The sequence below is a fragment of the Burkholderia sp. B21-005 genome (assembly GCF_020843965.1).
Classification (GTDB): Bacteria; Pseudomonadota; Gammaproteobacteria; order Burkholderiales; family Burkholderiaceae; genus Burkholderia; species Burkholderia ambifaria.
Genome location: NZ_CP086302.1, coordinates 2031064 through 2057095, shown reverse-complemented (window position 1 = coordinate 2057095; position 26032 = coordinate 2031064). Strand labels below are relative to the sequence as shown.

Sequence of the window (26032 nt, the reverse complement as noted above, 5' to 3'; positions counted from 1 at the left end):
GAAGTAGTGTCGAACGCAAAACCAGCAGATGCGCCTGCTCCGAAGGCCAAGCCTGAACCGGCGGCCTCCGTCAAAGTGACCGTGCTTTTCCGCGACGTGCTGCAAAAGCCCATCGAAGGTCTTTTCGTGCAGTTGAAAGCCGCCAAGAACACACCGCCGGCGCCTCCATGGCAAACCGGCGTCGACTCTGCGACGGTTCACGATGCAGCTCCCGCGACGAACGACGCGGCGGGAGCGGCACCCGCGCAAACACCATCGGATGGCAAAGCCGAACCGACATCTACACCGTCACCGCCAATTACCGACAACAAGACGGAAGCGACCACCGACAAGGATGGGTTCGCAGTGACGATCACAAATGCGGCTCGCAACCAGCCGATCGATGTTTTTGTGAAAAACCGTCGAGGGGAATATGCATGGAAAGCTCAGATTGTACCCAAGAAAGATATTAGTGCTTTTACCATTGTCAGTCCCGAATATCATCTCGATGCCACCACTAAACTGACGCCGAAAGACGAATTTGAACAGAATCTCGATCTTCCTGTTGTTAAAGAAGGGGAGGTCATGACGATCGAGCGATTGATTAAGGAATTCGGTCAGTACATCGCATGGACGCAAAAGGTCACCGAGCAAGGCAAGGTGAGCAAGGACTTTCCTAAGAAAAATAAAGAAGTCACTATTGATCCAAAGTCTCACAAGAAAAAGACTAAGATTACGATTGAGCATCACTATAAAGTGGTGGATACCGGCAAGCCGCGTACCGTAGCATTCAGTGTTTTTGGTTCGAGGTTGAGTTACCCCAAACCAGAGTTCTTTTCTGATTCCCAGTATCAGCGTATGGCAAGCGAGCTTAATGTAGAAGTCGCCGCCATTAAAGCGTTGGTTCAACAAGAATCTCAAGGACATCCATTTTTGGAAAATGGACTCCCGCCTATACTTTATGAGCGAAGACACTTCTTCGACCTCTCCGTAAAGAAGCGCGACAAGGAGGCGGAGGAAAAAGAACGGGAGGCGGAAAAGAAGGCGGCGGACTCGAAGGGCGAGAAGGCAAACGGTGCGCCAAAAAAGAAGACGCATCCGCCCAAGAAAAAGGGGCCTCCCGAGAACCCCTATCCAAAATTTCCTGACCTTTGCTTCCCGCACGGAGATCAATACGGCGGAGGCAACCTTAACCAATATGAGAAGCTGGTTCGCGCAGCAGCTCTAGATTTTGATGTCGCCATACAATCGTGCTCTTGGGGTGGATTTCAGATTCTTGGTGAGTATTATTCATCCTGTGGATGTGCAACGCCAGCCGAGTTCGCCGATAAATTTATGTCTGGAACGGACGGGCAAATGGAGATATTTATAGCGTTCATGAAGAAAGAGAAGGGCGCTGGTGTTGAAGGATTGAAGAATCACGATTGGGAGCAGGTGGCAACGTCATATAATGGCGGAGGCTGGCGCACGAAGAACCCTGATTATGCTAACAATCTCAAAAAATTCTATGAACAATTCAAGTAAATCAATTGCGCTATTATTTGTCGCATCGTTGTCGGCGCCATTGTGTTTTGCTGGCGAGGCCATAATATTTGATCAACCTGGTCTGATCGGATTTCGTGATGGTAGCTCAATCTCCGGCCTCTATGATTCAAGGAATGCGAAGTTTTCTTGTAGCTTCTTGTTCGCGGAAGATCGGGGTAAATTGGATGCCAAAAACGTCGACGACTATATCGCTACGCCATTGCTGACTTTTGTCTTGGGTGAAAAATCACCGAATTTTGCGAACCGAAACAAAGCGTTCGACATCAAAGCGAACTTATATCGGCGCGACGATGAATGGGTGATACAAACTGAAGCCGGTCAAGCTGGGTGCGAAAATGCGACGGGAACTTTCACCTTTGGCCCTAAAGACTATCGGTCAGTCAGCTATCGAGTAACACAACAAGTGCCGGCGATCGGGATTCGGATTGCGAAGGGAAAAACGATTTTTTATGATAATCGTGATGGAAAATTTATTGCGAGAAAGTCTTATCTTGTCTATGGAGATGGGGTGGTTGCACTAAAGACGCAAGGTGATTTTTCATACATTCGGTATGTTGGTGCCGGGCCGAGGAGTGAGGGGCGCATTACGTTTGGATGGGTACGGACGGCCGATTTGGTTGATCCGTTTCCTAAAGGCGCCGAATGAAAGCGAAGCTGGCGACGGCTACTCGGACGTCTCACTGGTTGCGGGGAGAGCCAAGCGGATTATCTTATGGCCTCCGCGATTCCCGGTGCGATTCACAGAGTTCATGAGCGCGACAAGGAAGAATGCAAAAGATGAAGGCTGTTCAAAGCAGAGAGCATCGACGGGCATATTCAGGTATTTGTAATGCCGATCACACTCTCTGAAACTAAGTGGTGGTTGTGTGCAGTGGCACTTTCGATTGCCGCAAGCGCGTTCGCAGAGACCGCAGCACCTAATTCGATCCGGCTATCGAATGGCCATGAGATGCAACAAGACGGTAAGCACTTGGTCGAAGTCGATGTTGGACACCATCGCTCGGCAACGGTGCAATTGCCGCCGGCACTTCGTCGGGCCGTAGCTTCCGCATCGAGTATCGGGTTCCCATCGGCGAGCTCGAAAGTCGTCGACGGGAAGGAATTCGTATTAGTTGTTGTGAACCAGTCGTCCAGCAACAATCCGATGGGCTTCTGCGGCTCGGGAGAGGAGGGTACCCTCTACGTCCTGCAAATGAAGGGAAATGTCGCCGCCTCGAAGTATGCGATGCCCGTGCAAAGCTGTTTGAATAGCGTGTCGCTCGACACCGACGTGAACAATCGCTCCCCGTACCTCGCGATCGAATGGCTAGACGGCTCCCCCGGGTTCAAGATTGCATGGACCAATATCGATGATGCTGGACCCGCCACCCGTGAGTATCGCTACAACGGCAGTACATTCGTCGAAAGCAAGAAGTAGTTTTTGTCTAGACCGGCTTGCAAAACGTCTGCGACTCGTCGGCAGTGAGTCGAGTAGCTCGGTCTGGTCGACGAGCTCACTTGCGGTCAGGTGCCGCACCTCTGAAAGTTGCGCGGCTTCCTGCGGGTAACCGAGGTTTCCATTGGAACCCGCACTTGCAGGATATCGATGTGCTCCTTCGCATAAATCAAAACGTCTATCATATGCACAACACAACAATTGGAGGAATGCATGGCGACCTACAAAGAACTGAAAGCCCAAGCGGAGGCATTGGCCGAGAAAGCAGAGGCTGCGCGCCGGGCCGAGATGCAATCCACTATCGATGACATTCGTGCTAAGGTCGCGGAGTACGGCATCACCGAGAAGGACATTTTCGGTGCGCGTCGTGGCAAGTTAGCAAAGCAAAAGACGGTGCCTGTGGAGGCGAAGTACCGTGATCCGAAGACTGGCGTGACTTGGTCAGGCCGCGGCCGCGCGCCGGCTTGGATCAAGGATGCCAAGAACCGGAACCGATTCCTGATCGAGGGGTAAATCTTTTTAGTAGTTGGGGGTTGTAAACCCGCCCTCGTTTCGCTATATTGACGACGTCGGGCGCGAGGTGCGCCCAAATGAAGCCCGCCCGGTTCGCCGCGCGGGCTTTGTTCGTTTACGCGCAAAAAATTGCCACAAGGTACGTCTATGCCGACACGCCCGATGAAACCCTGTAAGCACCGGGGATGCGGTGCGCTCGTCGCAGACGGCAAGACGCACTGCGACATGGCGACGAATTTCCCGCGCGTAGAGCAGGGGCTCAAGTTCGCGCGAGAAGTCGTTCGCGGCAAGCGCGTCGCTTGCCGGTATGTGCAACTTGCTTGCAAGCGCCACCTTGACGACCTTGCGGCGAGCCGAAAGAAGGATTTCCGCTGGAAGTTCGATCCGGAAGCCGCGGAGCGAAAGCTCAAGCTCATTGAACTGCTGCCGCACACGAAAGGCGAGTGGGCGTTCAAGGGGCAACTGGTAACGCTCGAGCCTTGGCAGAAGTTCGGCCTGATGGCGACCTTCGGATGGGCCAACAAGCGCACCGGCAAGCGCCGGTTTCGCGAGAGCTACTGGGAGGTGCCGAGAAAGAACGGCAAATCCGTGATCGCGGCTGGCGTCGGTATCGGGATGTTCGTGCTTGATGATGAGTTTGGCGCGGAGGTCTATTCCGGCGCGACGTCTGAAAAGCAGGCGTGGGAAGTTTTTCGGCCGGCGCAGTTGATGGTCAAGCGCTCGCCGATGCTCATCGAATCGGCTGGAATCGAGGTTAATGCCTCGAACATGAATAAGCCGGCCGACGGAAGTCGATTCGAACCAATCATCGGCAACCCCGGCGATGGTGCATCGCCTTCGTGCGCGATCGTGGACGAGTACCACGAGCATGACAGCGCCGCACTGTACGAAACGATGCTGACTGGCATGGGCGCCCGTCGACAGCCGCTGATGTTCATCATCACGACGGCCGGCGCGAACATCGAAGGCCCGTGCTACGACAAGCGTCGGCAGGTGATCGAAATGCTCGAGGGGACGGTTCCCGACGACGAGCTTTTCGGGTGGATCTGGACGATTGACGAAGGTGACGATTGGACCGATCCGCGTGTGCTGGAGAAAGCCAATCCGAATATCGGAATTTCGATCTATCAGGAGTATCTGGAAAGCCAGCAGCAGCGCGCGATCAAATCAGCGCGCTTCACGAACACGTTCAAGACGAAGCATCTGAATGTCTGGACGTCGGCCAAGGCCGGTTTCTTCAATCTCGAAGACTGGAAAGCTTGCGAAGACCGCGCGCTGACTCTCGAACAGTTCGAGGGGCAAGACAGCGTGCTGGCGCTCGACATGGCGCGCAAGCTCGACTTGAACAGCATGGCCCGGCTTTTCTGGCGCGACATCGACGGGAGGCGGCACTACTTCTGCGTTGCACCGAGATTTTGGGTGCCCGAGGACACGGTGCGCAATACCGAGAACCGTCGTATGGCGGAGAGGTATCAGGCGTGGGTCAATCAAGGCTTTCTGCTCGAAACGGACGGCGCGGAGATCGACTACCGTGACATTCTCGAAGAGGCAAAGGACGCGAACCGGATATGCCCGGTGCAATGCACGCCGCTGGACCCGCACGGCGCGACGAACCTCTCGCATCAACTCGAAGACGAAGGGCTGACGCCGGTCACGATCGTGCAGAACTACACGAACATGTCGGACCCGATGAAGGAGCTGGAGGCGGCGATTACGTCCGGCCGGTTCCATCACGACGGTAACCCGATCATGACCTGGTGCGTCAGCAACGTTATCGGCAAGAACCTGCCGGGAAATGACGATGTGGTGCGCCCAATCAAGCAGGGCAACGACAACAAAATCGACGGCGCGGTTGCGCTAATCATGGCGATAGGTCGAGCCATGCTGGCCGATCGAGTCAATTCTGAGTCGATCTACGATCAAGGAGTGGGTGTTTGAATTCAATTGGTATTGCGGCCTGGGTGGCCGGCCTGCTCGGGTTCGCGCTGCTAGTGACGGGCGTGGTGCTGATCAGCCTACCCATCGGGCTCATCGTTGCGGGCGTCTTGCTGCTGTTGTGGGCGTTCCTTGCGGATCTTGCGGCGGCTCGTGCTGCGCGCGTTGTTCTGTCGGGGGAGTAGCGCTATGTTCTTCAGTAGGCAATTGCTGTCCAACCTCGGTCAGACGCAGGTGGGTTCCGGAGGGTGGGTGTCGGCGCTACTTGGTAGCTCTCGCTCGGATGCAGGACAGGTTGTGACTCCGGCAAGTGCGCTGTCGCTTACGGTCCTGCAAAACTGCGTCACGCTGCTTTCGGAGAGCATCGCGCAGTTGCCGATCGAGCTGTATGAGCGCTCGGGGGACGACAGGAAGCCGGCGATCGATCACCCCCTGTATTCGATCCTGAAATACGCGCCGAACCCGTGGCAGACGCCGTTTGAGTATCAGGAGCAATCGCAGGTCGCAGTAGGTTTGCGCGGCAACAGCTACAGCTTCATCGACCGCGATCAGGACGGCGTCATTCAGGGGTTGTATCCGCTCGACAACGAGTCCGTGACGGTTATGAAGGGCTCGGACCTGATGCCCGTCTATCGAGTCCACGGCTCCGATCCGATGCCGCGGCGGCTGGTGCATCACGTGCGTTGGATGTCGATCAACGGCTACACCGGACTGTCGCCGGTTCTGCTTCACGCAAACGCAATCGGGCATGCGCAGGCAATTCAACAGTACGCCGGCAAGTCGTTCATGAACGGCACCACGCTATCGGGTGTGATCGAGAGGCCGAAGGAAAGTCCGGCGCTGAAGGATCAGGCCAGTGTGGATCGAATCACGGACGGCTGGAATGCGAAGTTCGGCGGATCCGGGAACGCGAAGAAAGTCGCACTTCTGCAGGAGGGGATGACGTTCAGGCCGCTGTCGATGACGAACGTCGACGCAGCGCTGATCGACGCGCTGCGACTGTCGGCGCTCGACATCGCGCGGATATACAAGATTCCGGCGCATATGGTGAATGAGCTGGAGCGAGCGACGTTCAGCAACATCGAGCATCAGGAAATCCAGTTCGTCATTTACACGCTGTTGCCGTGGGTCAAACGACATGAGCAGGCGAAGACTCGCGATCTGCTGCTGCCGTCGGAGCGTAAGCAGTACTTCATCGAATACAACCTCGCGGGGCTGCTGCGTGGCGATCAATCGTCGCGGTACGCCGCGTATGCAGTCGGGCGCCAGTGGGGCTGGCTGTCGATTAACGACATTCGGCGGCTTGAGAACATGCCGCCGGTCAAGGGCGGCGACATCTACCTGAGTCCGATGAACATGGTCGATGCGTCGAAGCCGCAGCAATTCCCCGCCGGGAAGACCGAGCCGACGAAAGCGCAGATCGACGAAATTGGGAGGATCCTATCTTGAAACCGCACCTCAGGCTCGCAAGTCTGATTTTCAATCAGCCGCAGCTCGTCACGGACCCGATGATGTCTCTCGCGGTGCAGTGGGCGAACCAGGCACTCAACCTGAACATCGTCAACCTGACCGTGAACGGCGTGCAGCCGAAGATCATGGAGGATGACGAGTTCGACAGTGGGGCGCAGATGGCTGCGGCGTCGGAGCGTCGCCGTGCTTTGGTGGCCGATACCGGGATGGACATCATTCCGGTATCGGGAATTCTGGTATCGCGCTCGGCGCATATGAATCCATGCGAGCCGATGACCAGCTACGAGGGTTTGCGTACTGCCGTGAATCAGGCAGTTGCGGATCCGGCCGTCAAACATATCGTTCTCGATATCGACAGCAACGGTGGCAGCGCGACTGGTGCGTTCGAGCTGGCTGACGACATTCGAGCTGCATCGCTGGTCAAGCCGATCACGGCCATCGTCAACTTCTCGGCCTTCTCAGGTGGTTATCTCATCGCTGCCGCGGCTTCGAAGGTGATCGTCAGCCGCACGTCGGGCGTTGGGTCCATTGGCGTGATCGCCAACCATCTCGATGTCTCGAAGCGTGACGAACAGCAGGTGTTCATTCGCCAGGCGCTCATCGGCGCGGGCTGGATCACGAACGCGATGATCGGCAGCTACATCCAGTCCGACAACTACATCGCAGGTCGGCAGGGTTGGCGGCTCGATAAGAGCGGCTGGTTCGAGATCAACGCATCTGACGGGAGCGGGAATCGGCTGGTGATGGACGGTAGCAGCGTCCGTGTTTATGACGGTAACGGCGTGTTGCGTGTGCGCATGGGGATGTGGTGATGACGGCCGGACTTCAGATTTTTGACGGCGCCGGCCGTCTGGTTCTCGACGCGAAGTCGCGTGCAGGGCGAGTGATCGGCGTCGTGCATACGGGAGGAGATGACGGCGGTGTGGGGGCGGATATGTCCGGTGGGGAACCGTTTTGGGCTTTTATGCCCGATCAGATTTTTTATCGTGTGTCCGGTGCGGAGCCGTCGCCCGTTGTTTCGATCGATAGGTTCGGCGTCAGTTGGCGTTACAGCGCGAACGCTAGCGGTTCGAACGCATATGTGAAGGTTCCGGGCTGGATCGTTTTCGGGGTGTATTGATGAGTGCAGGTTTTCAAGCGTTCACCGATACGGGTGTGTATCAGATAGACGGCTCGACCCCGAACTATCAAATGGTACAGGCGATGTCGGCAAACTCGGCGGATGGGGTGCTTCAGTTGGCGCTCAATGATGCCGGAAAGGCGTTCTACACGACGTTGCCGAATGTTTCATTCACCTTCAATTCAACGGCAGGACCAATGTACGGCGTGTATGCGTCTGACGGGGTTGGGGTCACGGTATGGCGCACAGCGCGAAGCGGTAGCACGTACACGCTGACGTTTATCACTGAGCGTGCCTGCACGGTCTCCTTCTTCCTGTTTGATCGTGTGCCGCCGGTGGCCGGAAAGTTCGGGCTGCAGGTTTTCAACGAGCGCGGGGAGTTGATAGCCGATTCCTCGAAGCCGTTTCTGCGCGTGCTTGATGTGATCTACAACGAGTATCTGCCGGGAACGGGATGGGCGACGCTGGGCGCACCTGGTGCTACGTGGGAATCGCGGACTTACGGTGTCCCGGTCATCGTGTCGGGGATTTACCCGGTCCGTCAGGCGTGGAGCTACGACCCGGCAGGGGGCGAACTGAGCTCGATTCGCGTGAGCGGAAATACGGTTTCGTGGGGCACAACAATGTACGGAGGCGGGAGAAAGCCGAACTGGTCGGGATTTAGAGAGCAATGGCATTCGCGCTTCATGGTGCTGGATGCGACGGGGATTGTGTGATGGGCCGCCAAATTGGCGGCCTTTCTTTTTACGGGGCAGGAAACGGGGAGCGGTAATGCAAGAGCACGAAAAGACGATCTTGGAGTTGATTCTCATGGGTGGACTGATTGGCATTGCGAAGGTTTTGGTGGGTAGCGAGCATTTGACGTTCCGGCTTGTAGCGGGGCGCGCAGTGCTTGGTTCGGCAACCTCGATGGTTGCGGGTTTGGCTTTGCTGCAGATCCCGGATCTGCCACCGATCGCGCTGCTCGGTCTCGGCAGTGCGCTCGGCATCATCGGGTCGCAGTACCTCGAGGTACTGCTGCGTCGGAACGCGAAGCGACTGTTCGGGGAGAAGTGACGATGGCGCGTATCACTGTTACCGGTGCCGGCGGTCGGAATCGCGTCGCCTTTCTCGACATGATTGCCGTGAGCGAGATCGGCTCCGATCTACTGGCGAAGTCGGACGATGGCTACGACGTGCTCGTCGGCTCGACGCCGTCGCGCCCGCTGCTGTTTTCCGGCTATGCGACGCATCCGAACGTGCTCAATCGGCAGATCCCGGTACCGTCGACGGCCGCCGGCCGCTATCAGATCCTCGCGCGCTGGTGGCGGATCTATCAGGCGCAGATGAAGCTTCCCGACTTCGGGCCGGTCTCGCAGGACCGGTACGCGCTGCAGCAGATGCGCGAGCACGGCGCATTGCCCTTGATCGACGCCGGCCGGTTCCGCGAGGCGGTGGCGAAGATCTCGAATGTATGGGCCAGTCTGCCGGGGGCTGGGTACGGCCAGCACGAAAACAAGATCGAACATTTGCTGGCCGCGTACCGCGCGGCCGGCGGGGAGGCGGTCGTATGACATGGATCGATCCGCGTATCTGGCTGCTCGTCGTCGCCGGCGTCATCACCGGTTCGGCGGGCGGGTACTTCAAGGGGCACCGGGATGCGGACCAGTCCGCCAAGGTCGCCGATCAGGCGAAGCAGATCGATGATCTGCGGGCCGAACGTGACGAATTTGGCCGCCGGCTGGCGGCTCAACAGGAGATCGCAACCAATGCTGCGAAAGAACGTGATCAGGCACGCGCCGACGCTGCTATTGCCGATGGTGCTGCTGACGGCCTGCGTAAGCAGATCGCCGCACTCGTTGGCAACGCGCGACTTGCCGGTGCTGCGGCCGGAAGCTCGGCAACCGGCGACGCCCTCGATTTGCTTGCCAACCTGTTCGGCCGGGTTGACGAGCGCGCGGGAGAGCTGGCGAAGATCGCTGACGAGCGAGGCATCGCCGGCCAGCAGTGCGAGCAAAGCTACGATGCGTTGACCGTCGTTGTGCACCCCGATGCATCGCGATAGGAGCGCTATCGTGATTCGGAGGCGACCTTGACGCTAACGTTTAGGAGTTTCCGAAGTGTGATCGCCTCCAGCACAATCCGGCGTCCATCTGGCGCGGTGAGCTCGGGCAGGTGACGGGCTCCGCCGTCACGCGCTCGCGGACAAAAGTGCACTGCCTTGGTCCTGTAGCTATGCTTCGCGAGGGGCTCTATTTTAACTTGTCGTAAATGTAATTTGCGACTATTGCAAGTGCTACGGTTACTATCGCGGAACCGAGTGTCAAGAGCAGATTGCGATTCAGCTTTTTTTCCACATCGGACTTGTTCTTCTCGCTCGCTCGGGATAGGAGAATGAATGATGGTGTTGGTGCGGCAAGAGTTGATCCGATTATTACTACAAATGTGCCAACGCCGATTGAAGCAATAAGGGGTGGGATGAATCCGAATCGTTGGTTGTCAATTTGGAATTTTGCAAAAGAAAGTAGTGCATCAAGTTTTTTGTTTAAAATATCTGGACTTGATTGAGAAATCTTTGACAAATTGTCAATTTGATCGGCAATGTTGGTGTTCGTTTTTGAGCGAAATGTGCTGATCGCCATGCCGACAAGAATGAATATTGGAAACAGGGCGCCGGTGATTGGGACGTAAATTTTTCTCAGGAATTTCTTTATTTTATTTTCGTGGGTTTGAACTAGTTCAAATTCCTTTGAGATGAGGTTTAGCATATCATCCGCCCAGGTGCGCTCCGTGTGGCGAATTTCGAGATTCATTTGACCGGTTATTATGTTTTTAGAGAAAAGATTATCGATTATTGATTTCTCTCTCTCATTTGTTTTGAGGGTTACTGTGATTTGTTGCTTTTCTGCATGATTTTTCCCGGGGAATTGAACCAGGAGCGATATATCGAGTTTTACGCCAACGCATACGACGTTCTGCGTTTCGGAAAAGTGCTCAAAGGCGGGGAATGTCGAAACCTTTCGCGTGAGCCCCCCACGGTAGTCTATCGTGGCTTCGAACGTAAGTGGCTCCGCCAAGTTTTGTTGTGCGACGCGCTGCGTGATGAGGGAAACTATGTGAATCAGCCAGGCGTGATCGACGGTGAATGCAACTTCATCCGTTTTTACTAATGTCTGAGGTTGGCCCAGTAGGCCGGAAATGAAATCTCCAAGCGTCTTTTTTGTAACGGGTAGGTTGACATCTTGATTTTCGACGGTGATTTTTAGGATTTCGGTCATGTCAATTATTTGTCTGTTTTTGATATTGAGCGGTCTTTGAGATTTTTTGGTCGCTACGCGAATTTAAATCGCGTTCGATGGCGGGCCAGATACGTACGGTTTCCAGTGGTAATTTTTCTTAGGGATGTGTACCTATCGAGTGCGAACAACTCTTGATCATGAGAAGATAGGGTCGGCCCAATTAAGAGGAGCCCTTCGTGATCAAAGGAGATCAGCCCTTTGTCGAAGAGTCGATCAATGTGCGGGGCGAGCAGTAGCCCGTTATCAGGGTCGATCCGCTCGTTGTTTGTGCTCAAGCTCCAAGCGTGAATGTGCGATGCGACGAGCAGGTCAGTGTTTGACAGACCCGTAAGTGAACATTGATTGTTCCATCTCTTGAGCAAATCTGCTCGAAATTTTCCCTGGCCAATGCGGGCTTTCACGATTGCATCGCGAGTCGTCTTTGACATCTTCTGCCCGTTTCCGCTGTTCGATAATAGGGCGTCTTCGAAACGATCTATCATCCCGGATGCTTCGAGCAAGTAGGTGCCGGCGTCTTGCGGCAAATGTGCCATGTATATTTGCTTGAGAGTACCCATACTCGTGAACAGAGAGGGTGAAGTGCGCTCGTCAAACCGTAACATGTACTCGCCGGAGACCTCGTCGCGAAGCAGCGGGGTCTTTAGTTCTAACAATTCGACGTCCACTCGATGCCCGTCTGGATTCCATTCGGCGAAGGAGCGACTCGGAGGCTTCGGAGCCGAATACGAGGGCGCAACGGCCTTCGCAATGTGAGAGATGCGTTGGCTATGGCAGCAGAAGATCAAGTCACCGGTCCTCACTGCCGCAACATTGTCCCAGTGCTCCAAGTGATGCACCTTTCCGGATTGCGTGACGGTATGGTCTGGCGCCCAGAGGAAGTTGCCGCTGAGAACCTCATTGATCGTCTGTCCGACGTTTACCCAGTAGAACTCCATTGCCCCGTAGCCCGCCGAGATTGTTGTGTTCGTGAGACGTTACCTCGCTTTCCTCATGGGTGGAAGGGGCAGATCACGCCGAGCAGGTGCGAATGGAGGCGTATGCACCAAGATTGGTTCGGGTCGGAGTCGCAATTGTCGGAAGGTTCGTCGAGGTGACAACTGTGTTTTTATACAGTACCATCGAATTGAAGCAATGATGCTACGTGTCGCTGTCACGACTAATGTGGTCTCGATGAGCTACAATCCGCCGCGGGAATACTCAGAGCAACGGACGCTCAACGAGCGCACGGCTAGGCCTCCGATGCGCCCGAAAAATAAAGACCACGACCGGGGTGATAGTTCTGTGATACCAGAATTCAACGCGTCTATGGTATTGCCACCGTTTGTAGGTGACACACCGACAAAGCGCGCCGCATGTTCTCCATATGTTGCTACGTTTTCGGAATATGTTCTGCGTTTCGGTCACTCAGACGAACGCCGCGAGATACTCCGTGGTCTGAGAACATATCGAGCTGAGCTTCGTGCGAACGGATTCGTTGCTGGCTACCAATGGCTCAATGGCAGCTTTTCCGAGAACGTCGAGGCGACGCGTGGGCGTCCCCCGGGCGACATCGATGTGGTCACATATGCGTACCGTCCGACGCACTTGCTTGACGCCCAACTGTTCGGCCAATGGTGCACGCAAAATCGAGGACTATTCGATACACGGGCCCTGAAGCAGAGGCTGCACTGCGAAGCCTTTTTCATCGATCTTCACAAGCCGCCACATCTGTTGGTGGACGATGTGCGATATTGGAGCGGGCTGTTTTCTCACCAGCGAGAGACCTTTCTCTGGAAGGGAATGGTCAACGTGCCACTCGACTCTGACGACAACGATGCCGTTGTCGCCGGGGTATTGGGGTAGGAGGGAGAGGGCATGCTTAAGAAGCTGAAACGTGATGCGTTAGTCGCCGATCTGACGTCGGTGCAGGGACTGCTCGGAGCCCGCTCAATGGATGAGGATCCGACGGGATTCTTGCAGTACGAGTCACGGCGCCAAGACATTGAGGAAGAACTCGCCCGCCTAGCAGATGTACCCGATACGCAAGCGTCGCTTGCGGTGTTTTTTGGCGGAGGTCCGGTACATGGTTCGTATGGTATCGATGCTGATTTCGCCGGAGGCGCCCTTGAAGATGTTCAAGAGTTGATCAAGAAGTGTCTTGCTACCCGTGAACTTGGCCAGCTGCCGGATCGCGGTCGAATTCCACTGCGCGGAAACGCGCAAATGCTGGTTACTGATGTAGCGCGCGGTTCATTCGGCTTTGTTCTCGAAGAAGCGGGCGGCGAAACTGCACTTATCGACACGGTACTCAAGGACGTAGTGGATGAGGTGGCGGAACTGCTGGGGCAAATTGGGTCGGTCGACGAGCGTGATTTTGAGACGGCAAGCGAATCGTTGGACAGTCGAATTCTTGTTTCGCTTCGGAAGTTTTTCCGTCGATTAGATGACGGGGAGGCGACCGTTCGTATCGTCGAATCTGAACGTGATTTTCTGCTGGATCGTGCGTCGATTAGTCGTGCGCGCTCGCGTACCGACGCGATGGAAATCGAGGAGTCCGGGCAACAATTCGAGGGGGACTTGTTCCTACTGCCGGACTCCAGACGGTTTGATATGCACACGTCGATTGACGGGCTTGCTGCTGTAGTTAGCGGCCCGGTATCTAGAGATGTTATGCGCCAACTGGAAGGGCAGCCGGAACTGGGCATGTCGCCGATCGATCCTCGCGAGATCCCGCGTCAGCCGTGGCGAGTGCTTCTTAAAGTGCGGACGATTCGCGAGCGTGGCCGCGCGCCGAGAACTGCATATTCGCTAGCTCGGTTGGTCCAGGCGATAGAACCAAAGCCAGGTGGCGACCAATCGCCTTAGAGGTCGGCGTAACGTTTGGCGTAGGTATGATATTTTGCCCCCGACTGATAAGCCACGAACATTACTTCGAAGAGAACGAGTAAGCGCGTTCGACGCGCGGGCGCCCGAACGGGCGCCGCGCGCGCATTCGGCGAACGCCGGGCGGGGCGATGCGTCCCGCTGCATTCATTTCTCGTCGTCGGTGCTTGTGACCGTCGACGTTCCTTGCCGGTGCGGGCGTCGATCGCGATTGCCTCACTCCTTCGCTTTGCATTCGGGCTCGTTACTGCGCTATCGAAATCGCGTGCGTGCGGTCTGACGCCTCCCGTGCTCCCTGTACATCCCGATCACCGTTGACCGCGCCATTGAAGATCGAAACCGAACGCTTGACGTTGCGTCGCCGGCGCCCGGCGCGCTGGTGGCGATGCGTTCAGATCCCGACGTGACCGCATGGCTCGCGCGCGGCCCGATGTCGGTTGCCGATGCACGGGCAACTATCGCACGCTTCGAAGTACATTCCGACGCACGCGATCTCGGTGATCATCCCGCGTTGCAGCAAGGGCATGTGTTGCGACGGCATATGCTGTTTGTCGCGCACGTGCTGACTGTTCGCCCCGCCGCCGATCTCAGCGCGTAACGATTCGGGCATGCCTGCCCGTCAACGCCATTCCGCGTTCTGCAGGACGATCCGGTAGCCGTCGGTGTCCTCGAACGTCTGTCCGGATGCATCCCAATACGGATTGAACGACGCCACGCGCATGAAGCCGTGCGCGGCTGCGCGTGCGCATGCGGCTTCCCAGGCACCGTGGTCGGGCAGATAGGAGGCGATCAGGTCTTCAGGCGTGGGCGATGGTGCGACCGGATGCGCCAGGCAGTGTGTGAATTCGAAGTGGTAGCCGAGCCCTTCGCGTCCGAGCATGATGCCGGAGAAGCCGTCGTGATCGTCGAAGCGCGCGAGTACCGACAATTCGAACGCGTCGCGGTACATACGCTCTGTGCGGGCGAGGTCGGCGACGGGGCGGGCAATGCGCAGGTGAGTGTGCATGACGACGTCGGCTGTGCGTGACGGTTCGCCGATGATAAGCCGCTGGGGCGCGGTGAATGTGCCGGATGGCAGGGGGTTTTGATATGTCCCCGATAAATCACGCAGGCAAGAAAAAGCCCGCTACTGGAGCGGGCTGAATCCATGTTTGGAGACATGGAGGAGACAGATGCAACTTTAAGGGAAAACCCGAGGAATGGCAAGCCCTAGTTGTAATTGTGCAACGCAGCGCTGACGGCCTTTCCTGGCAAGGGCAGGGCACCGCGTGTCGCGGCCCTTCCCGAGATCCGACATGTCCTGTCACGGAGCAATGGTTCTTCGATCCACCGGCCGCCGCGTATCCGCGCGGCCGCCGTCACTCTCACATGCTCACTTGCCGCCTGCCCGCGCGTGCGCGGCGAATGCGCCGAACCGCTCCTGCGCAACCGGCACCGCGTACTTGTCGCGCATTTCCATCTCGATCCACGCGCAGGCCTCGCGCGCGCAGTCGGTCAGCGCATGCCGCGTCGCGTGTCCGTCGATGTCGTAGAGGAAGCGCACGCCCACGCCGTCGTCGGCGACCTGTCGCTGCAGCTGGTTGAGCTGCAGTTGCGGCCCGTGCTGCTGCGACAGCGCGCGCAGCTCGTCGAAGTGATATTCGAGCCAGTCGGCGAAGAACAGCGCATCGCTGTGGCTGCGCAGACGGAATGCCGCGCTGCGCGACGGACGCTGGGTGGTGTCGCCGACGGCCTGCGGCTCGCCGTTCGGTGCGATGGCCGCGTCGACGGGCGCGAGCGGCTGCCGGATCTGCCGGTACGGTTCGCGCTCGCGTAGCGCGTGCCACAGCAGTTCGTCGCCGGCGGCACCGGACGGCTGCATCGTGAGGTCGTGCCGGCCATCGTCGGCAGCGGCGATGTCGCGGATCACGAGGCGCAGCGAGCAGAGCGGCTCGTCGGCGACCAGCAGCGTCGCCGCGCGCGGCAGCCCGCAAACGAGCGGCGCTGCGCCGGCCGCCCGGAACACGAGGCCGCGGCGATCGAGCCGCACGAGCGGCAGCGGCCGCGGAAACGACGGGTAGGCGACTGCGATGCGGGCGCCGCCGGCACCCGTCAAGCCGGGCATCATCGCGCGAAAGACCTGAGACTGGTCCAAGGTGGTTCTCCTTCGTTACGATGCCGCGGCCGGACTACGCGCGTTCCGGCTCAGGCGGCGATGGCTTGCCGGGCGGCCCGTCCCGGCTCGATTCCAAGTGCAGCAAACGTTTGCGGATCGATGTCGATCCAGCACGCGACAACCAGACGACCGTCCACCTGCTTCGGCGGGCCTGCCCGGTGCGCGTGCACGCCGATCCGGCGGAACAGCCGCTCCATGCTCGCGAACGTCACGCCGATCAGCTGCCGCGCGCCCAACTGCGCCGCGCATTCGACGACCGCGGCGAGCATCGGGCGGACGGCCCACTCGGCATTGCCCGGACCGCCTTCGTCGCCGGTTGCCGCGAACCGCGACAGCTCCCAGACGGCAGCCGATTGCGGCAGCGCGACGTCTTCGGCGATCAGGTCGGCGAACAGCGACTTCAATAGATACGGGCGGGTGGTCGGCAACAGGCGCGCACATCCGCACACGTCGCCCACGGCGTTTCTCGCGAACACGTAGACGGTATCGTCGCGATCGAACTGATCGCGCTCGAAACTCTCGTTCGCCGACGGAAGCGCCCAACCGAGCTGTTCGACGAATACGCGGCGCCGATAGCGCCCGAGATCCGCTGCTAGTTCGTGTGGCAACCGCCCTTCCTCGTGAACGAAGGTTCGCATGGTGTCCTCGGATTGGTCTTTGGTATGCACGCATTACAGCGCGCGTCCCGAGGAGGCGGTAACTGGTAACTCTTACAGGTAGACGCGCGCCGACGCGATTTGACCGGTGGTAACGGTTTCTTGATCGGCGGGATTGAAATACGGGCGGCTTTTGCTTATAAAGAGCGCCAGTCTTGCGGAAATGTCAGAGGAAAGCGTGGCCGATTGTCACTGGAGCGTGGGGCCGGCATGATAGGTGTCGTTGCGACCGAGCAGCGCCGATGCGACGGCGGCCGGCCAGTCGATGCCTGCCAGCCGCGCGGCGAGCGCGGCGGCGGTGCGGAACATGCCGAGGTCGGCGCCGTTGGTGTCCACAGCCATGATGTTGCTGCGGACGTCGCCGCCCGCGATCACGAACGTGCCCGTTGCACGGTCGAGATACCAGTCCCAGCCGACCGTCAGATATGCGACGCCGGCACTGGCCGGGCGGTGCCATTCGGTGTAGCCGGCCAGGCGTGCGTCGATGGCGCTGTCGCGCAGTTCCGCGAGCAGCGATGCGTCGAGGTCGCTGGCGACATGGTCGAGCGCGAGCGCGGCCAGTGCGTTTTCGGACAGCCGTACGTAGCCGTCCGGAGACGGGCCGCGGACCGGGTGCAACAAAGGTGAAGTCATGCGCGGAATGTATCAGCCCCGAACCGGCGCTGGCACCTGACAGGTATGACAGCGTGACGTTGTCGGAGAAATAATGGAATTACGCTGGCAGGATGCCTACCAACAATTCAGTGCCGCGGAAGACGAGCAGCAGCTCTTCCAGCGGATCGCTGCCTATTCTAAACGCCTCGGCTTCGAATATTGCTGTTATGGCATTCGCGTGCCGCTGCCCGTATCGAAGCCGGCCGTCGCGATCTTCAATACCTATCCGGACGGCTGGATGGCGCGCTACCAGGCGCAGAACTACATCGAGATCGATTCGACGGTTCGCGACGGCGCGCTGAGCACCAACATGATCGTGTGGCCGGACGTCGACCGGATCGATCCGTGCCCGTTGTGGCAGGACGCGCGCGACTACGGGCTGTCGGTGGGCGTTGCGCAGTCGAGCTGGGCGGCGCGCGGCGCGTTCGGACTGTTGAGCATCGCACGCCATGCGGACCGGCTCACGCCGGCCGAGATCAACATGCTGACGCTGCAGACGAACTGGCTCGCGAACCTGTCGCATTCGCTGATGAGCCGCTTCATGGTGCCGAAGCTGTCGCCCGAGTCGAGCGTCACGCTGACCGCGCGGGAGCGCGAGGTGCTGTGCTGGACGGCCGAAGGCAAGACCGCGTGCGAGATCGGCCAGATCCTCAGCATCTCGGAGCGCACGGTCAACTTCCACGTGAACAACATCCTCGAGAAGCTCGGCGCGACGAACAAGGTCCAGGCGGTCGTCAAGGCGATCGCGGCCGGACTCATCGACACGCCCTGACGCGGCACCGGCGGCGGGGCGATCCTGCCGCAGGATCGCACGAGCGGCCGCTGCCGCTCACTCCATCAGCGGCTCCGCTTCCTTCGCGGTCCAGCTCACGCTGGAAATGCTCTTCTCCATGCTCATCCGGCTCGCGATCTGCTCGAGCTTCTGCTGATCCTTCGGATGCAGCTTCAGCGTCGCGGTCACCTTCAGCCGGTCCGGCTGCTCGGGCACGTCCTCGCTGGTCAGGCTCTGGAACGACAGCGGTTTCGCATACATCGAATTCGACAGCAGCGTGCGGATGTGCACTTCGTCCGAGGTGAGGCAGATCACGGTGATCTGGTATTCGCGCACGAGATCGGCATTCGACACGGGGGTCGCGTTGATCGCCTGGCTGACGCCGCGCAGTACCGTGTTGGTGAGCAGCACGACGCCCGTGCCGGCCAGCGCCGGCACGTAGTGGCCGGAGCCGGCCAGCACGCCGACGGCGGCCGAGCACCACAGCGTCGCGGCCGTGTTGATGCCCTGGATCGACCCCTTGTCGCGCATGATCACGCCGCCGCCGAGAAAGCCGACGCCCGACACGACGTAGGCGGCGATCTGCGTGACGCCGGCCACGCCGTTGCCGGTCAGCACGCCGAGCGTGACGAACAGGCATGCGCCGCTCGCGACGAGCGTGATCGTGCGCAGGCCCGCCGTGCGTTGGCGCATCTGGCGTTCGAGGCCGATCGCGACGCCGCAGGCGAACGCGGTGAAAAGACGGAGTGCGAAATCGAGAGTCATGAGTGTCCTGCCGTGCAATGAGCGCATGCCGGCCCGCGTCGCGTCGGCGCGATGCCGAACGCGGCACCATGGCCGTCATCGCGCGGCAATGTACCGCGCGAATGCGTCATTCAGTGTGAAACGGGAGGCGTGCGGGCTCGCGGAACGCGAGCCGCGGCAGGAGAACTGCGTCGGACAGGCGTTCAGGCGGCAAGCGGCGCACGCAACGGAGTGCTGCAACTGTCCACGATGGTTCCTGAAGGAAGAATGGGCGGCATTCTAGTAGGCCGCCCGCGCACACGTCAACCGGTTTGGCGGCCGGCCGCGCACGGCCGGCGCCTCACTGCGACGGTTACTGCGACGACCCGATCGTCCCCGTCGCGAGCGCGAGCGCGGCGGCGGCCGACAGCGCGCCGGCGTAGCTGTCGACTTCCGCGTTGCGGGCCGCGAGCAGCTGGCTTTGCGCGATCGTCGCATCGGTGACCGAGCCCACGCCGTTCCGGTACGCGGTCAGCGCCGCGTCGTAGCTCGTCTGCGCGGCGTCGACGAGCGCCTTTGCCGCGTCGTGCGATGCGAGGCTCGTCTGCACCGCATTCTGCGCGGCGACGACCTGGCGGACGGCTTCCTCCTTGGTCCGCGTGAGGCGCGCGGACGCGCTCTGCGCATCGTTGCGTGCCTGCATCAGCACCGCCGAGCGCAGGCCGCCATCGTATAGCGGGATCGTCACGCCGAGGAACACGCCGCCGCCGTAGCGGCTGCCGTTCAGGTTGACGGTCGGCGCCTGGTCGCCGATCGCGGGCAGCGCGGAGATCGCCGTGCCGCCGCTGGCATAGGACGTCGACGCGGACAGGAAGATCTTCGGCATGAACGCGGCTTCCGCGGCCTTGATCTTCGCGCGGTTGGCCTGCTCGAGCGCATACGCGCCCTGCAGGTCGGGACGGCGTGCGATCGCATCCGACACGATCGCGTCGACCGACGAAGCGAGCGCGGGCGGCAGCGGCCGCTTCGGCAGCGCGGCGATCGACGGCTTCGACAGCGGCGAGATGCCGAGCGCGGAAACCAGTGCGAGGTAGCTGTCGGTTTGCGCGCCGTTTGCCTGCACCAGCGCGAGATTCGCCTGCGCGCGGTTCTGCGTCGCCTGGGCGAGTTCGACGACGGTGCCGACGCCTTGCTTCATCCGTGCGCGGGACGCCGCGAGGATCGCGTCGGCGTTCGCCAGGCCCTGCTGCGCGCTGGCCGCGCGCGAGCGGGCGGCTTCGTAGCGGTAGTACGCGACCGTCACGTCGTGGATCACCTGCTGATGCACGGCCGTGAACGCGACGTTCGACGCGACCGACGCCTGTTCGGCCGCCTCGACGCGCGCCGCGCGGCCGCCGAAATCGAACAGCAGCCATTGCAGCGACAGCGCCGAAATCGTGCCGTGCACGGTCGTGTTGCTCGACGCGTCGCCGAGGATCGTGGATGTCGAGCCGTGGCTCGTCTGGTACGCGCCCATCGCGGTCGCGGACAGGTTCGGCAGGTACGCGGCCTTCGCGATGCCGACCGCGAGCGCCGCGTTGCGCGCGTCGTTCCACGCGATGCGGGTCAGCGGGTTCGTCGATTCGGCGAGGTCGATCAGCTCGGGCAGCGTGTAGGGATGCGCGGCATCGAGCGCGGCGGGCGGCGACACCGATGCGAGCGCGGGCGAGGCCGGCAGCGTGTAGTCGTGCGGTGCGCGTTGCGCGGACGCGAGCGGCGGGGCCGGCACGATGTCGCCCGCGGCCGACGTTTGCGGCTGCCACGGGCGATCGGGTGCGTCCGGCGCCAGATCGATCGACGACGTTGCGCAACCGGCCAGCGCGACGGCAGTCGCGAGCGCGGCGGCGGCGATCGACGCGGCCGGCGGTTCAGGGACGCGCATGAGGGGCAGGCTCCTTCGGGGTGGCTTGACGCGCGGCGTCGGCGATGTGCGCGAGCCGCGTGTCGATCAGGTTCAGCAGCGCGTCGCGTGCAGGGTCGGTGGGCTCGGTGGCCGGCGGCGGGGCCGGCATGGTTGCCGCGCTTGCTGTCGACGGCGGCGCCGGCGCAGCGGTGTCGGCAGCCGGGTCGCCGTCACGCAGCGCGACCACGCGCGCGAGCCGCGCGCCGATCGCCGCGTCGCCCGGCGCGCGCTCGGCGAGCAGGAACAGCGGGCCTTCGAGCGCACCGAGTTCCGCGAGTGCGCGGCGCCGGGTGGCGAGCCACGTGGCGGCGGGGCGTACCCACGACGGTTCGTAGTGGACGAGGCCGAGCTCCTGCGCGATCGCGCCGTGGCGCGCGAAGGCTTCGGCGGCGAGCGTGCGGCGTTCGGCCGGCTGCGCGACCTGCACGACGCGGCGCCACTGCTCGAGCAGCGCGGCGAGCGCGACGTCGATCTGCTTGCCGATGCTGACGGGCCAGATGCGCGTGAATACGAGATACACGACGACGTTGCCGAGCAGGATGCCGATCGTGCGATCGCGCGCGATCGTCAGGTCGAAGCCGGGGCCGGCGCCCTGGATCACGCACAGGAAAAACGCGAACGCGATCTGGAAGCCCGCGTACCCGATGCGCGGCGAGCCGAACGCGACCCACGCGGACAGCCACGCGCCGGCGAACACCAGCGCCATCAGCTGACCGATCGACGAGAGCGCAGGCACGACGAACACGAGCGCCGCGGTGCCGAGCAGCGCACCGACGATGCAGCCGACGATCCGCAGCGTGAGCTTCTCGACCGTCTCGGCGGTCGAGCCGAGCGACACGATGTAGCAGGTGACGACGCACGTATGGATGCCCGACCAGTCGAGCTGCGAATACAGCAGATAGCAGAAGACGGCCGCGGCGGTCGTCTTCAGCGCATAGCGGATGTGATCGGGATTGCTGCGCGCATCCGGCAGGAAGAAGCCGCCGCGCGGCGCCGGCGCCGGCGAGGCGACGGGCTCGGGGCGGGCGGCAGCGGACGCGCTGACGGGGGCGGCTGGCACGGGTGCAGTCGTATCGGCCGCCGCGCCTGGTTCCGCGAAGCGCGTGATCGCCGCATGGAGATCGGTCGCGGCGACGCGCGCGAGCGGCAGCAGTGCATCGAGCGGCGGCAGCGCGAGCGTCACGTCGACCGGATAGCCGCCGCGCTCGAGAATGGCCGCCATCTCGTCGAGCGTGGCCGCGATCGGTGCGGCGAACGCGGCGGGCAGCCGCGCGTCGGGTTCGCGATCGGTCAGCGCGACGCCGACCATCAGCGCCGTGCTCGACGCAATCGCCTGTCGCAGTGCAGCAACGTCGGCGGCGCTCGACGAGCCTTCGAGTTTCGACAGCTTGAGCCACGTCAGCAACTGCTTGTCGCCTTCGCGCAGGCTGGCGTCGAACGCCGCGCACGCGTCGTCGTCGCCGCGCAGCCGCCGCGCGGCGAGCCGCAGTCGCTTCGCGATCTGCGCGAGCGCGAGCCGGCGCGGCGACGGCGCGATCAGCAGGTTGACGACGATCGCAACGCCGACCGGAATCGCGATCGTCAGCCAGATATAGAGCAGCGCGCGGGTCGCGGCTTCGCCAAACGGCGCGAGGCCGAGCTGGTCGAGCCCGAAGCCGACGATCATCGCGAGGATCGCGCCCACGGGGCGCAGCTTGCTGGCCGACGTCAGGTACAGCAGCCCGACCGACAGCACGGCCATGCACGCGACCCGCAGGATCGAATAGTCGATGCTGAAGATCGCGACGCCGAGCACGAGCCCGATCACGATCGTGACGATCAGCAGCAGCGCCGCCGCGAGCACGATACTCGTCACGCGGTCGGCGCGGATCATGAAGAACACGACGTAGGCGGACAGCGCGGCTTCGGGCGTACCGTACGCGCTCGTCACGAGCACGGTCAGCGCGCAGATCAGTGCGACCCGCACGGCGATCGACGTGCGCCCCGGAAACGGCGCGAGCAATCGCAGGACTTCGCGCGGGCCCGGCGCGCGGACGTCAGCGGCAGGCTGAGCCATGCCGGACCTCGACGATCGCGCTCGCGCCGACACGCACGAGCTTGCCGTCGGGTTCGTCGAGCTTCACGCGCACGGGGAAGCGCTGCGCGACATGCACCCAGTTTACCGAACGCTGCACGATCGGCAGCGCGCGCGGCAGGTTGATGCGATCGCTGTCCGCGATGCCCGCGCCGATGCCGACCACCTTGCCCGTCAGCGCACGGCTGCGGTCGATCATCGAATAGACGGTCGCGCAATCGCCGACCGCGATGCGATTCAGCGACGTCTCGCGGAAATTGCCGACCGCGAACCATTCGCTTGCGTCGATCAGCGTGAAGATCGACTGGTTCGGCGCGAGGGTTTCGCCGGCAAGCACGGTCAGGCCTGTCACGAGCCCGTCGTGCGGTGCGCGCACGACCGTATCGTCGAGCGCGTGCTGCGCGCGGGCGAGTGCGGCTTCGCGCGCATGGAGCGTCGCGATCGCGTCGGCATCGTCGCCGATCGTCTGCGCGGACGATCGCCGCTGTTCCTGCGCCTGCGCGAGCGACACGGCCGCGTCGCGCTGCCGGACCTTCGCCTGGTCGAACTGCTGCGCGCTGACGTAGCCCTGCGCGGCGAGCGGCGCGAGCCGGTTCACGTCGCGCGTCGCGAGATCGTAATTCTGCGTCGCGCGCTTGACCTGCTCGGCGGCGACCGCCGCGTTCGAATGCTCGCCGATCAGCGACCGGCGGCGCGTGTCGAGCGATGCGCGCGCGAGCTCGACATCGGCCTGCGCCTGCGCGACCGTCAGCCGGTACGGCACCGGATCGATTTCATACAGCAGGTCGCCTTTCGCGACGCGCTGGTTCTCGTGCACGGCGAGCCGCACGATGCGGCCGCCGACGGGCGACGCGACGTGGACGAGGTCCGCGTCGATCGACGCGTCGTCGGTGGACGGGTAGGCCGACGTGCGGTGGTACGCGTACGCGAGCGCGGCGATGCCGAGCGCGACGATCGCCAGCGCGATCACGCGGCCTTTCGTGGAGGGGCGGGCGATTCCGGCGGCCTTCATGCAAACGGCCCCGTGCCGGTGAGCCATACGATCACGGCGACCACGAGCCCGATCGCGGTGCAGACGGCGAGCTGGTAGGGCACCGTGGCGGCCCAGCCGGTCGCGACGAACACGCGGTGCGCGACGATCGCGCCGACGATGCCGACGATCGCGCTGACGAGCCAGAGCGGGAAATACGCGCCGAACAGGACGTACGACGGTGCACCGCGCGACGTGCAGCCCGCGAGCGGCAGGGCTGGCACCAGGACGGCGGCGGCGCGCAGGGGTACGCGCGGCGTTGTTTTTCTCATGGTGTGACGAGCTCGACGTTGGGGGGGATGCCGGGCGCGGCGCAATGCGGTTCGTTGCCGCGACGACGATTCCGCGATACGGAGCCGATAATAAAGCAGCGGGATGCGGACCGCCAGCGATGCGGCGCGCGCCGGGGCGCCCGGCGGGCGTTCGGGTACGGTCGTGGCGCGGTCCGCGATTCTGCCAGCGGATGCGCTCGCAGGGTGGCCGACGGACTGTAAAGGATCGTCAGACGAAACCGCGCCGGCGACGTTTGTTCGCCAATGAGCGGGAATCGCGGCGGCGCTTGCCGGATTGCTGCGCGAGCGGTTGCGAATCCGCGTCCGGTCGAGCCGGCCGGTATCTGTGTACCATCGTGCGAAGGACGCGGCGCGTCGCGCGGGGCATGACGAGACTTGACGTCACGATCCCGGCCGACGCGCCGCGCGACGGTGGTATCGCAACGAGGATGAGTGTTCCATGCGAAGTTTCTTTGTCCGGTTCATCGCAATCGGCGTGCTGTTCCATTTGTATGTCGGGCTGCGGATCATTCCCGGCGCATTCGCGTCGCCGCTCGCGCGCACGATCGCGGCGCTGGTACTGGCGAGCTTCGTCGTGCTGATCCCGGTCGGCATGTTCTCGCGCCGCTTCGACGAAGGCTGGGCCGCGACGCTTGTCGGCTGGGCCGGCTCGCTCGCGATGGGCTTCTTCTCGTCGCTGCTGGTGCTGACGTTCCTGCGCGAGCTGGTGCTGCTCGGCGTCGTCGTGTGGCGGAATCTCGGGCATGACGGTGCATGGAGCGGCGTGACCTCCGACACGGCGCTCGGCGTGCTGGTGGCCGCGGTGCTGGTCACTGCGATCGGATTCGTCGGCGCGCGCCGCACGGCGGCGGTCAAGCGCGTGTCGATTCCGGTCGACGGGCTGCCGGCCGCGCTCGACGGGCTGACGATCGTGCAACTGTCGGACATTCACGTCGGGCCGACGATCAAGCGGCCTTATATCGAGCGGATCGTGCGGGCGGTCAATGCGCTCGAGGCGGATCTCGTCGTCGTGACGGGCGACGTGGTCGACGGCTCGGTCAAGCGGCTACGCGAACACACGGCGCCGCTCGGCCGCATGCAGTCGCGGCACGGCAGCTTCCTCGTGACGGGCAACCACGAGTACTACGCCGGCGCGCACGCGTGGATCGACGAATTCCGGCGAATCGGGTTGACGGTGCTGCTCAACGAGCACGTGCTGATCGAGCACGACGGTGCGCGCGCGGTGCTCGCGGGCGTCACCGACTTCACGGCGGGCGGGTTCGATCCCGCGCACCGCAGCGACCCCGAGCAGGCGCTGGCGGGCGCGCCGCGCGACGTCGCGACGAAGATCCTGCTCGCGCACCAGCCGCGCAGCGCGGAAGCGGCGAGCCGCGCCGGCTTCACCGTGCAGCTGTCCGGCCATACGCACGGCGGCCAGTTCCTGCCGTGGCCGCCGTTCGTGCGTCTGCAGCAGCCGGTGATCGGCGGGCTGAACCGCTTCGGCGCGATGTGGCTCTATACGAGCCGCGGCACCGGCTACTGGGGGCCGCCGAACCGCTTCGGCGTGCCGTCCGAAATCACGCTGATCCGGTTGACGCGCGCGACAGGTTGACGGGC

The 26032-nt window shown here is 61.7% G+C and carries 28 protein-coding genes and 2 pseudogenes; 19 read left to right on the top strand and 11 right to left on the bottom strand.

All coding sequences use genetic code 11. The features are described from left to right. Positions 1–6 precede the first annotated feature (6 nt). The 14 genes and pseudogenes from LMA02_RS25650 (at position 7) to LMA02_RS25585 (ending at position 10041) form a co-directional block, all read left to right on the top strand. Complete coding sequence (locus LMA02_RS25650) at positions 7–1503, top strand: N-acetylmuramidase family protein (protein ID WP_228908031.1); 1497 nt, start codon at positions 7–9, stop codon at positions 1501–1503. Next, complete coding sequence (locus LMA02_RS25645; RefSeq protein ID WP_175783904.1) at positions 1487–2170, top strand: hypothetical protein; 684 nt, start codon at positions 1487–1489, stop codon at positions 2168–2170. The genes LMA02_RS25650 and LMA02_RS25645 overlap by 17 nt, the downstream gene beginning before the upstream one ends. Positions 2171–2353: 183 nt before the next feature. Next, positions 2354–2941, top strand: a complete 588-nt coding sequence (locus tag LMA02_RS25640) for a hypothetical protein (RefSeq protein ID WP_228908030.1) — start codon at positions 2354–2356, stop codon at positions 2939–2941. Positions 2942–3172: 231 nt separating this feature from the next. Continuing rightward, positions 3173–3472, top strand: a complete 300-nt coding sequence (locus tag LMA02_RS25635; RefSeq protein ID WP_175701168.1) for an H-NS family nucleoid-associated regulatory protein — start codon at positions 3173–3175, stop codon at positions 3470–3472. A 225-nt stretch (positions 3473–3697) separates the two neighbouring features. Further along, positions 3698–5410 (top strand): terminase large subunit, encoded by a 1713-nt coding sequence (locus LMA02_RS25630; RefSeq protein WP_228910010.1) that lies wholly within the window; start codon positions 3698–3700, stop codon positions 5408–5410. Continuing rightward, entirely contained in the window at positions 5407–5592 is a 186-nt protein-coding gene (locus LMA02_RS25625; RefSeq protein WP_228908029.1) for a hypothetical protein, read from the top strand. The genes LMA02_RS25630 and LMA02_RS25625 overlap by 4 nt, the downstream gene beginning before the upstream one ends. 4 nt (positions 5593–5596) lie before the next feature. Further along, positions 5597–6856, top strand: a complete 1260-nt coding sequence (locus tag LMA02_RS25620) for a phage portal protein (protein ID WP_228908028.1) — start codon at positions 5597–5599, stop codon at positions 6854–6856. 59 nt (positions 6857–6915) lie between these two features. After that, positions 6916–7431: pseudogene (locus tag LMA02_RS35450) on the top strand (S49 family peptidase); the annotation flags it as partial. A gap of 21 nt (positions 7432–7452) precedes the next feature. Next, a pseudogene (locus LMA02_RS25610) lies at positions 7453–7689 on the top strand (hypothetical protein); the annotation flags it as partial. Then, positions 7689–7997, top strand: coding sequence for a hypothetical protein (locus LMA02_RS25605; protein WP_228908027.1), 309 nt, complete (start codon positions 7689–7691; stop codon positions 7995–7997). The pseudogene LMA02_RS25610 and the gene LMA02_RS25605, both read left to right, overlap by 1 nt. After that, positions 7997–8713, top strand: coding sequence for a hypothetical protein (locus tag LMA02_RS25600; RefSeq protein WP_228908026.1), 717 nt, complete (start codon positions 7997–7999; stop codon positions 8711–8713). The genes LMA02_RS25605 and LMA02_RS25600 overlap by 1 nt, the downstream gene beginning before the upstream one ends. 55 nt (positions 8714–8768) lie before the next feature. Beyond that, complete coding sequence (locus LMA02_RS25595) at positions 8769–9053, top strand: phage holin family protein (RefSeq protein WP_228908025.1); 285 nt, start codon at positions 8769–8771, stop codon at positions 9051–9053. Between the two features lie 2 nt (positions 9054–9055). Continuing rightward, entirely contained in the window at positions 9056–9550 is a 495-nt protein-coding gene (locus LMA02_RS25590) for a glycoside hydrolase family protein (protein ID WP_228908024.1), read from the top strand. Continuing rightward, positions 9547–10041: a DUF2514 family protein gene (locus tag LMA02_RS25585; protein ID WP_228908023.1), complete on the top strand. Its 495-nt coding sequence runs from the start codon at positions 9547–9549 to the stop codon at positions 10039–10041. Before LMA02_RS25590 ends, LMA02_RS25585 begins: the two co-directional genes overlap by 4 nt. Before the next feature lie 187 nt (positions 10042–10228). On the opposite strand, the gene LMA02_RS25580 is transcribed toward LMA02_RS25585, so the two are convergent. After that, positions 10229–11254 (bottom strand): hypothetical protein, encoded by a 1026-nt coding sequence (locus LMA02_RS25580; RefSeq protein WP_228908022.1) that lies wholly within the window; start codon positions 11252–11254, stop codon positions 10229–10231. A gap of 53 nt (positions 11255–11307) precedes the next feature. Next, entirely contained in the window at positions 11308–12210 is a 903-nt protein-coding gene (locus LMA02_RS25575) for an HNH endonuclease (protein ID WP_228908021.1), read from the bottom strand. Between the two features lie 235 nt (positions 12211–12445). Between LMA02_RS25575 and LMA02_RS25570 the strand changes: the two genes are divergently transcribed. From LMA02_RS25570 to LMA02_RS25560, 3 genes are all read left to right on the top strand, one after another. Next, positions 12446–13117: a DUF6932 family protein gene (locus LMA02_RS25570; RefSeq protein WP_228908020.1), complete on the top strand. Its 672-nt coding sequence runs from the start codon at positions 12446–12448 to the stop codon at positions 13115–13117. Between the two features lie 12 nt (positions 13118–13129). After that, positions 13130–14119 (top strand): hypothetical protein, encoded by a 990-nt coding sequence (locus LMA02_RS25565; RefSeq protein WP_228908019.1) that lies wholly within the window; start codon positions 13130–13132, stop codon positions 14117–14119. A gap of 421 nt (positions 14120–14540) precedes the next feature. Then, entirely contained in the window at positions 14541–14735 is a 195-nt protein-coding gene (locus LMA02_RS25560; protein ID WP_228908018.1) for a hypothetical protein, read from the top strand. Between the two features lie 21 nt (positions 14736–14756). Here the strand turns inward: LMA02_RS25560 and LMA02_RS25555 are convergent, their stop codons facing one another. The 4 genes from LMA02_RS25555 to LMA02_RS25540 form a co-directional block, all read right to left on the bottom strand. Then, positions 14757–15143, bottom strand: a complete 387-nt coding sequence (locus LMA02_RS25555; RefSeq protein WP_228908017.1) for a VOC family protein — start codon at positions 15141–15143, stop codon at positions 14757–14759. Between the two features lie 366 nt (positions 15144–15509). After that, positions 15510–16271: a hypothetical protein gene (locus tag LMA02_RS25550; protein ID WP_228908016.1), complete on the bottom strand. Its 762-nt coding sequence runs from the start codon at positions 16269–16271 to the stop codon at positions 15510–15512. 50 nt (positions 16272–16321) lie between these two features. Continuing rightward, positions 16322–16930, bottom strand: coding sequence for an acyl-homoserine-lactone synthase (locus LMA02_RS25545; protein ID WP_166724737.1), 609 nt, complete (start codon positions 16928–16930; stop codon positions 16322–16324). Positions 16931–17137: 207 nt separating this feature from the next. Continuing rightward, positions 17138–17581 (bottom strand): DUF4902 domain-containing protein, encoded by a 444-nt coding sequence (locus LMA02_RS25540; protein WP_228908015.1) that lies wholly within the window; start codon positions 17579–17581, stop codon positions 17138–17140. A gap of 73 nt (positions 17582–17654) precedes the next feature. On the opposite strand from LMA02_RS25540, the gene LMA02_RS25535 reads away from it, so the two are divergent. Beyond that, positions 17655–18374, top strand: a complete 720-nt coding sequence (locus LMA02_RS25535) for an autoinducer binding domain-containing protein (RefSeq protein ID WP_228908014.1) — start codon at positions 17655–17657, stop codon at positions 18372–18374. Positions 18375–18431: 57 nt separating this feature from the next. Here LMA02_RS25535 and LMA02_RS25530 read toward each other — a convergent pair whose 3' ends face one another. From LMA02_RS25530 to LMA02_RS25510, 5 genes are all read right to left on the bottom strand, one after another. After that, positions 18432–19139 carry an MgtC/SapB family protein gene (locus LMA02_RS25530; protein ID WP_228908013.1) on the bottom strand — a complete coding sequence of 236 codons (708 nt, stop codon included), beginning with the start codon at positions 19137–19139 and terminating at the stop codon, positions 18432–18434. A gap of 331 nt (positions 19140–19470) precedes the next feature. Beyond that, positions 19471–21018: a TolC family protein gene (locus tag LMA02_RS25525; RefSeq protein WP_228908012.1), complete on the bottom strand. Its 1548-nt coding sequence runs from the start codon at positions 21016–21018 to the stop codon at positions 19471–19473. After that, entirely contained in the window at positions 21005–23095 is a 2091-nt protein-coding gene (locus LMA02_RS25520) for an FUSC family protein (protein ID WP_228908011.1), read from the bottom strand. Before LMA02_RS25520 ends, LMA02_RS25525 begins: the two co-directional genes overlap by 14 nt. Then, the gene (gene mdtN, locus LMA02_RS25515) at positions 23076–24125 is read right to left on the bottom strand and encodes a multidrug transporter subunit MdtN (protein ID WP_228908010.1); all 1050 of its coding nucleotides are present in this window, start codon (positions 24123–24125) and stop codon (positions 23076–23078) included. The genes LMA02_RS25520 and mdtN overlap by 20 nt, the downstream gene beginning before the upstream one ends. Then, positions 24122–24415, bottom strand: coding sequence for a hypothetical protein (locus LMA02_RS25510; protein WP_041491666.1), 294 nt, complete (start codon positions 24413–24415; stop codon positions 24122–24124). The genes mdtN and LMA02_RS25510 overlap by 4 nt, the downstream gene beginning before the upstream one ends. 460 nt (positions 24416–24875) lie before the next feature. On the opposite strand from LMA02_RS25510, the gene LMA02_RS25505 reads away from it, so the two are divergent. Beyond that, positions 24876–26027, top strand: coding sequence for a metallophosphoesterase (locus tag LMA02_RS25505; protein WP_228908009.1), 1152 nt, complete (start codon positions 24876–24878; stop codon positions 26025–26027). Positions 26028–26032: the final 5 nt, after the last annotated feature.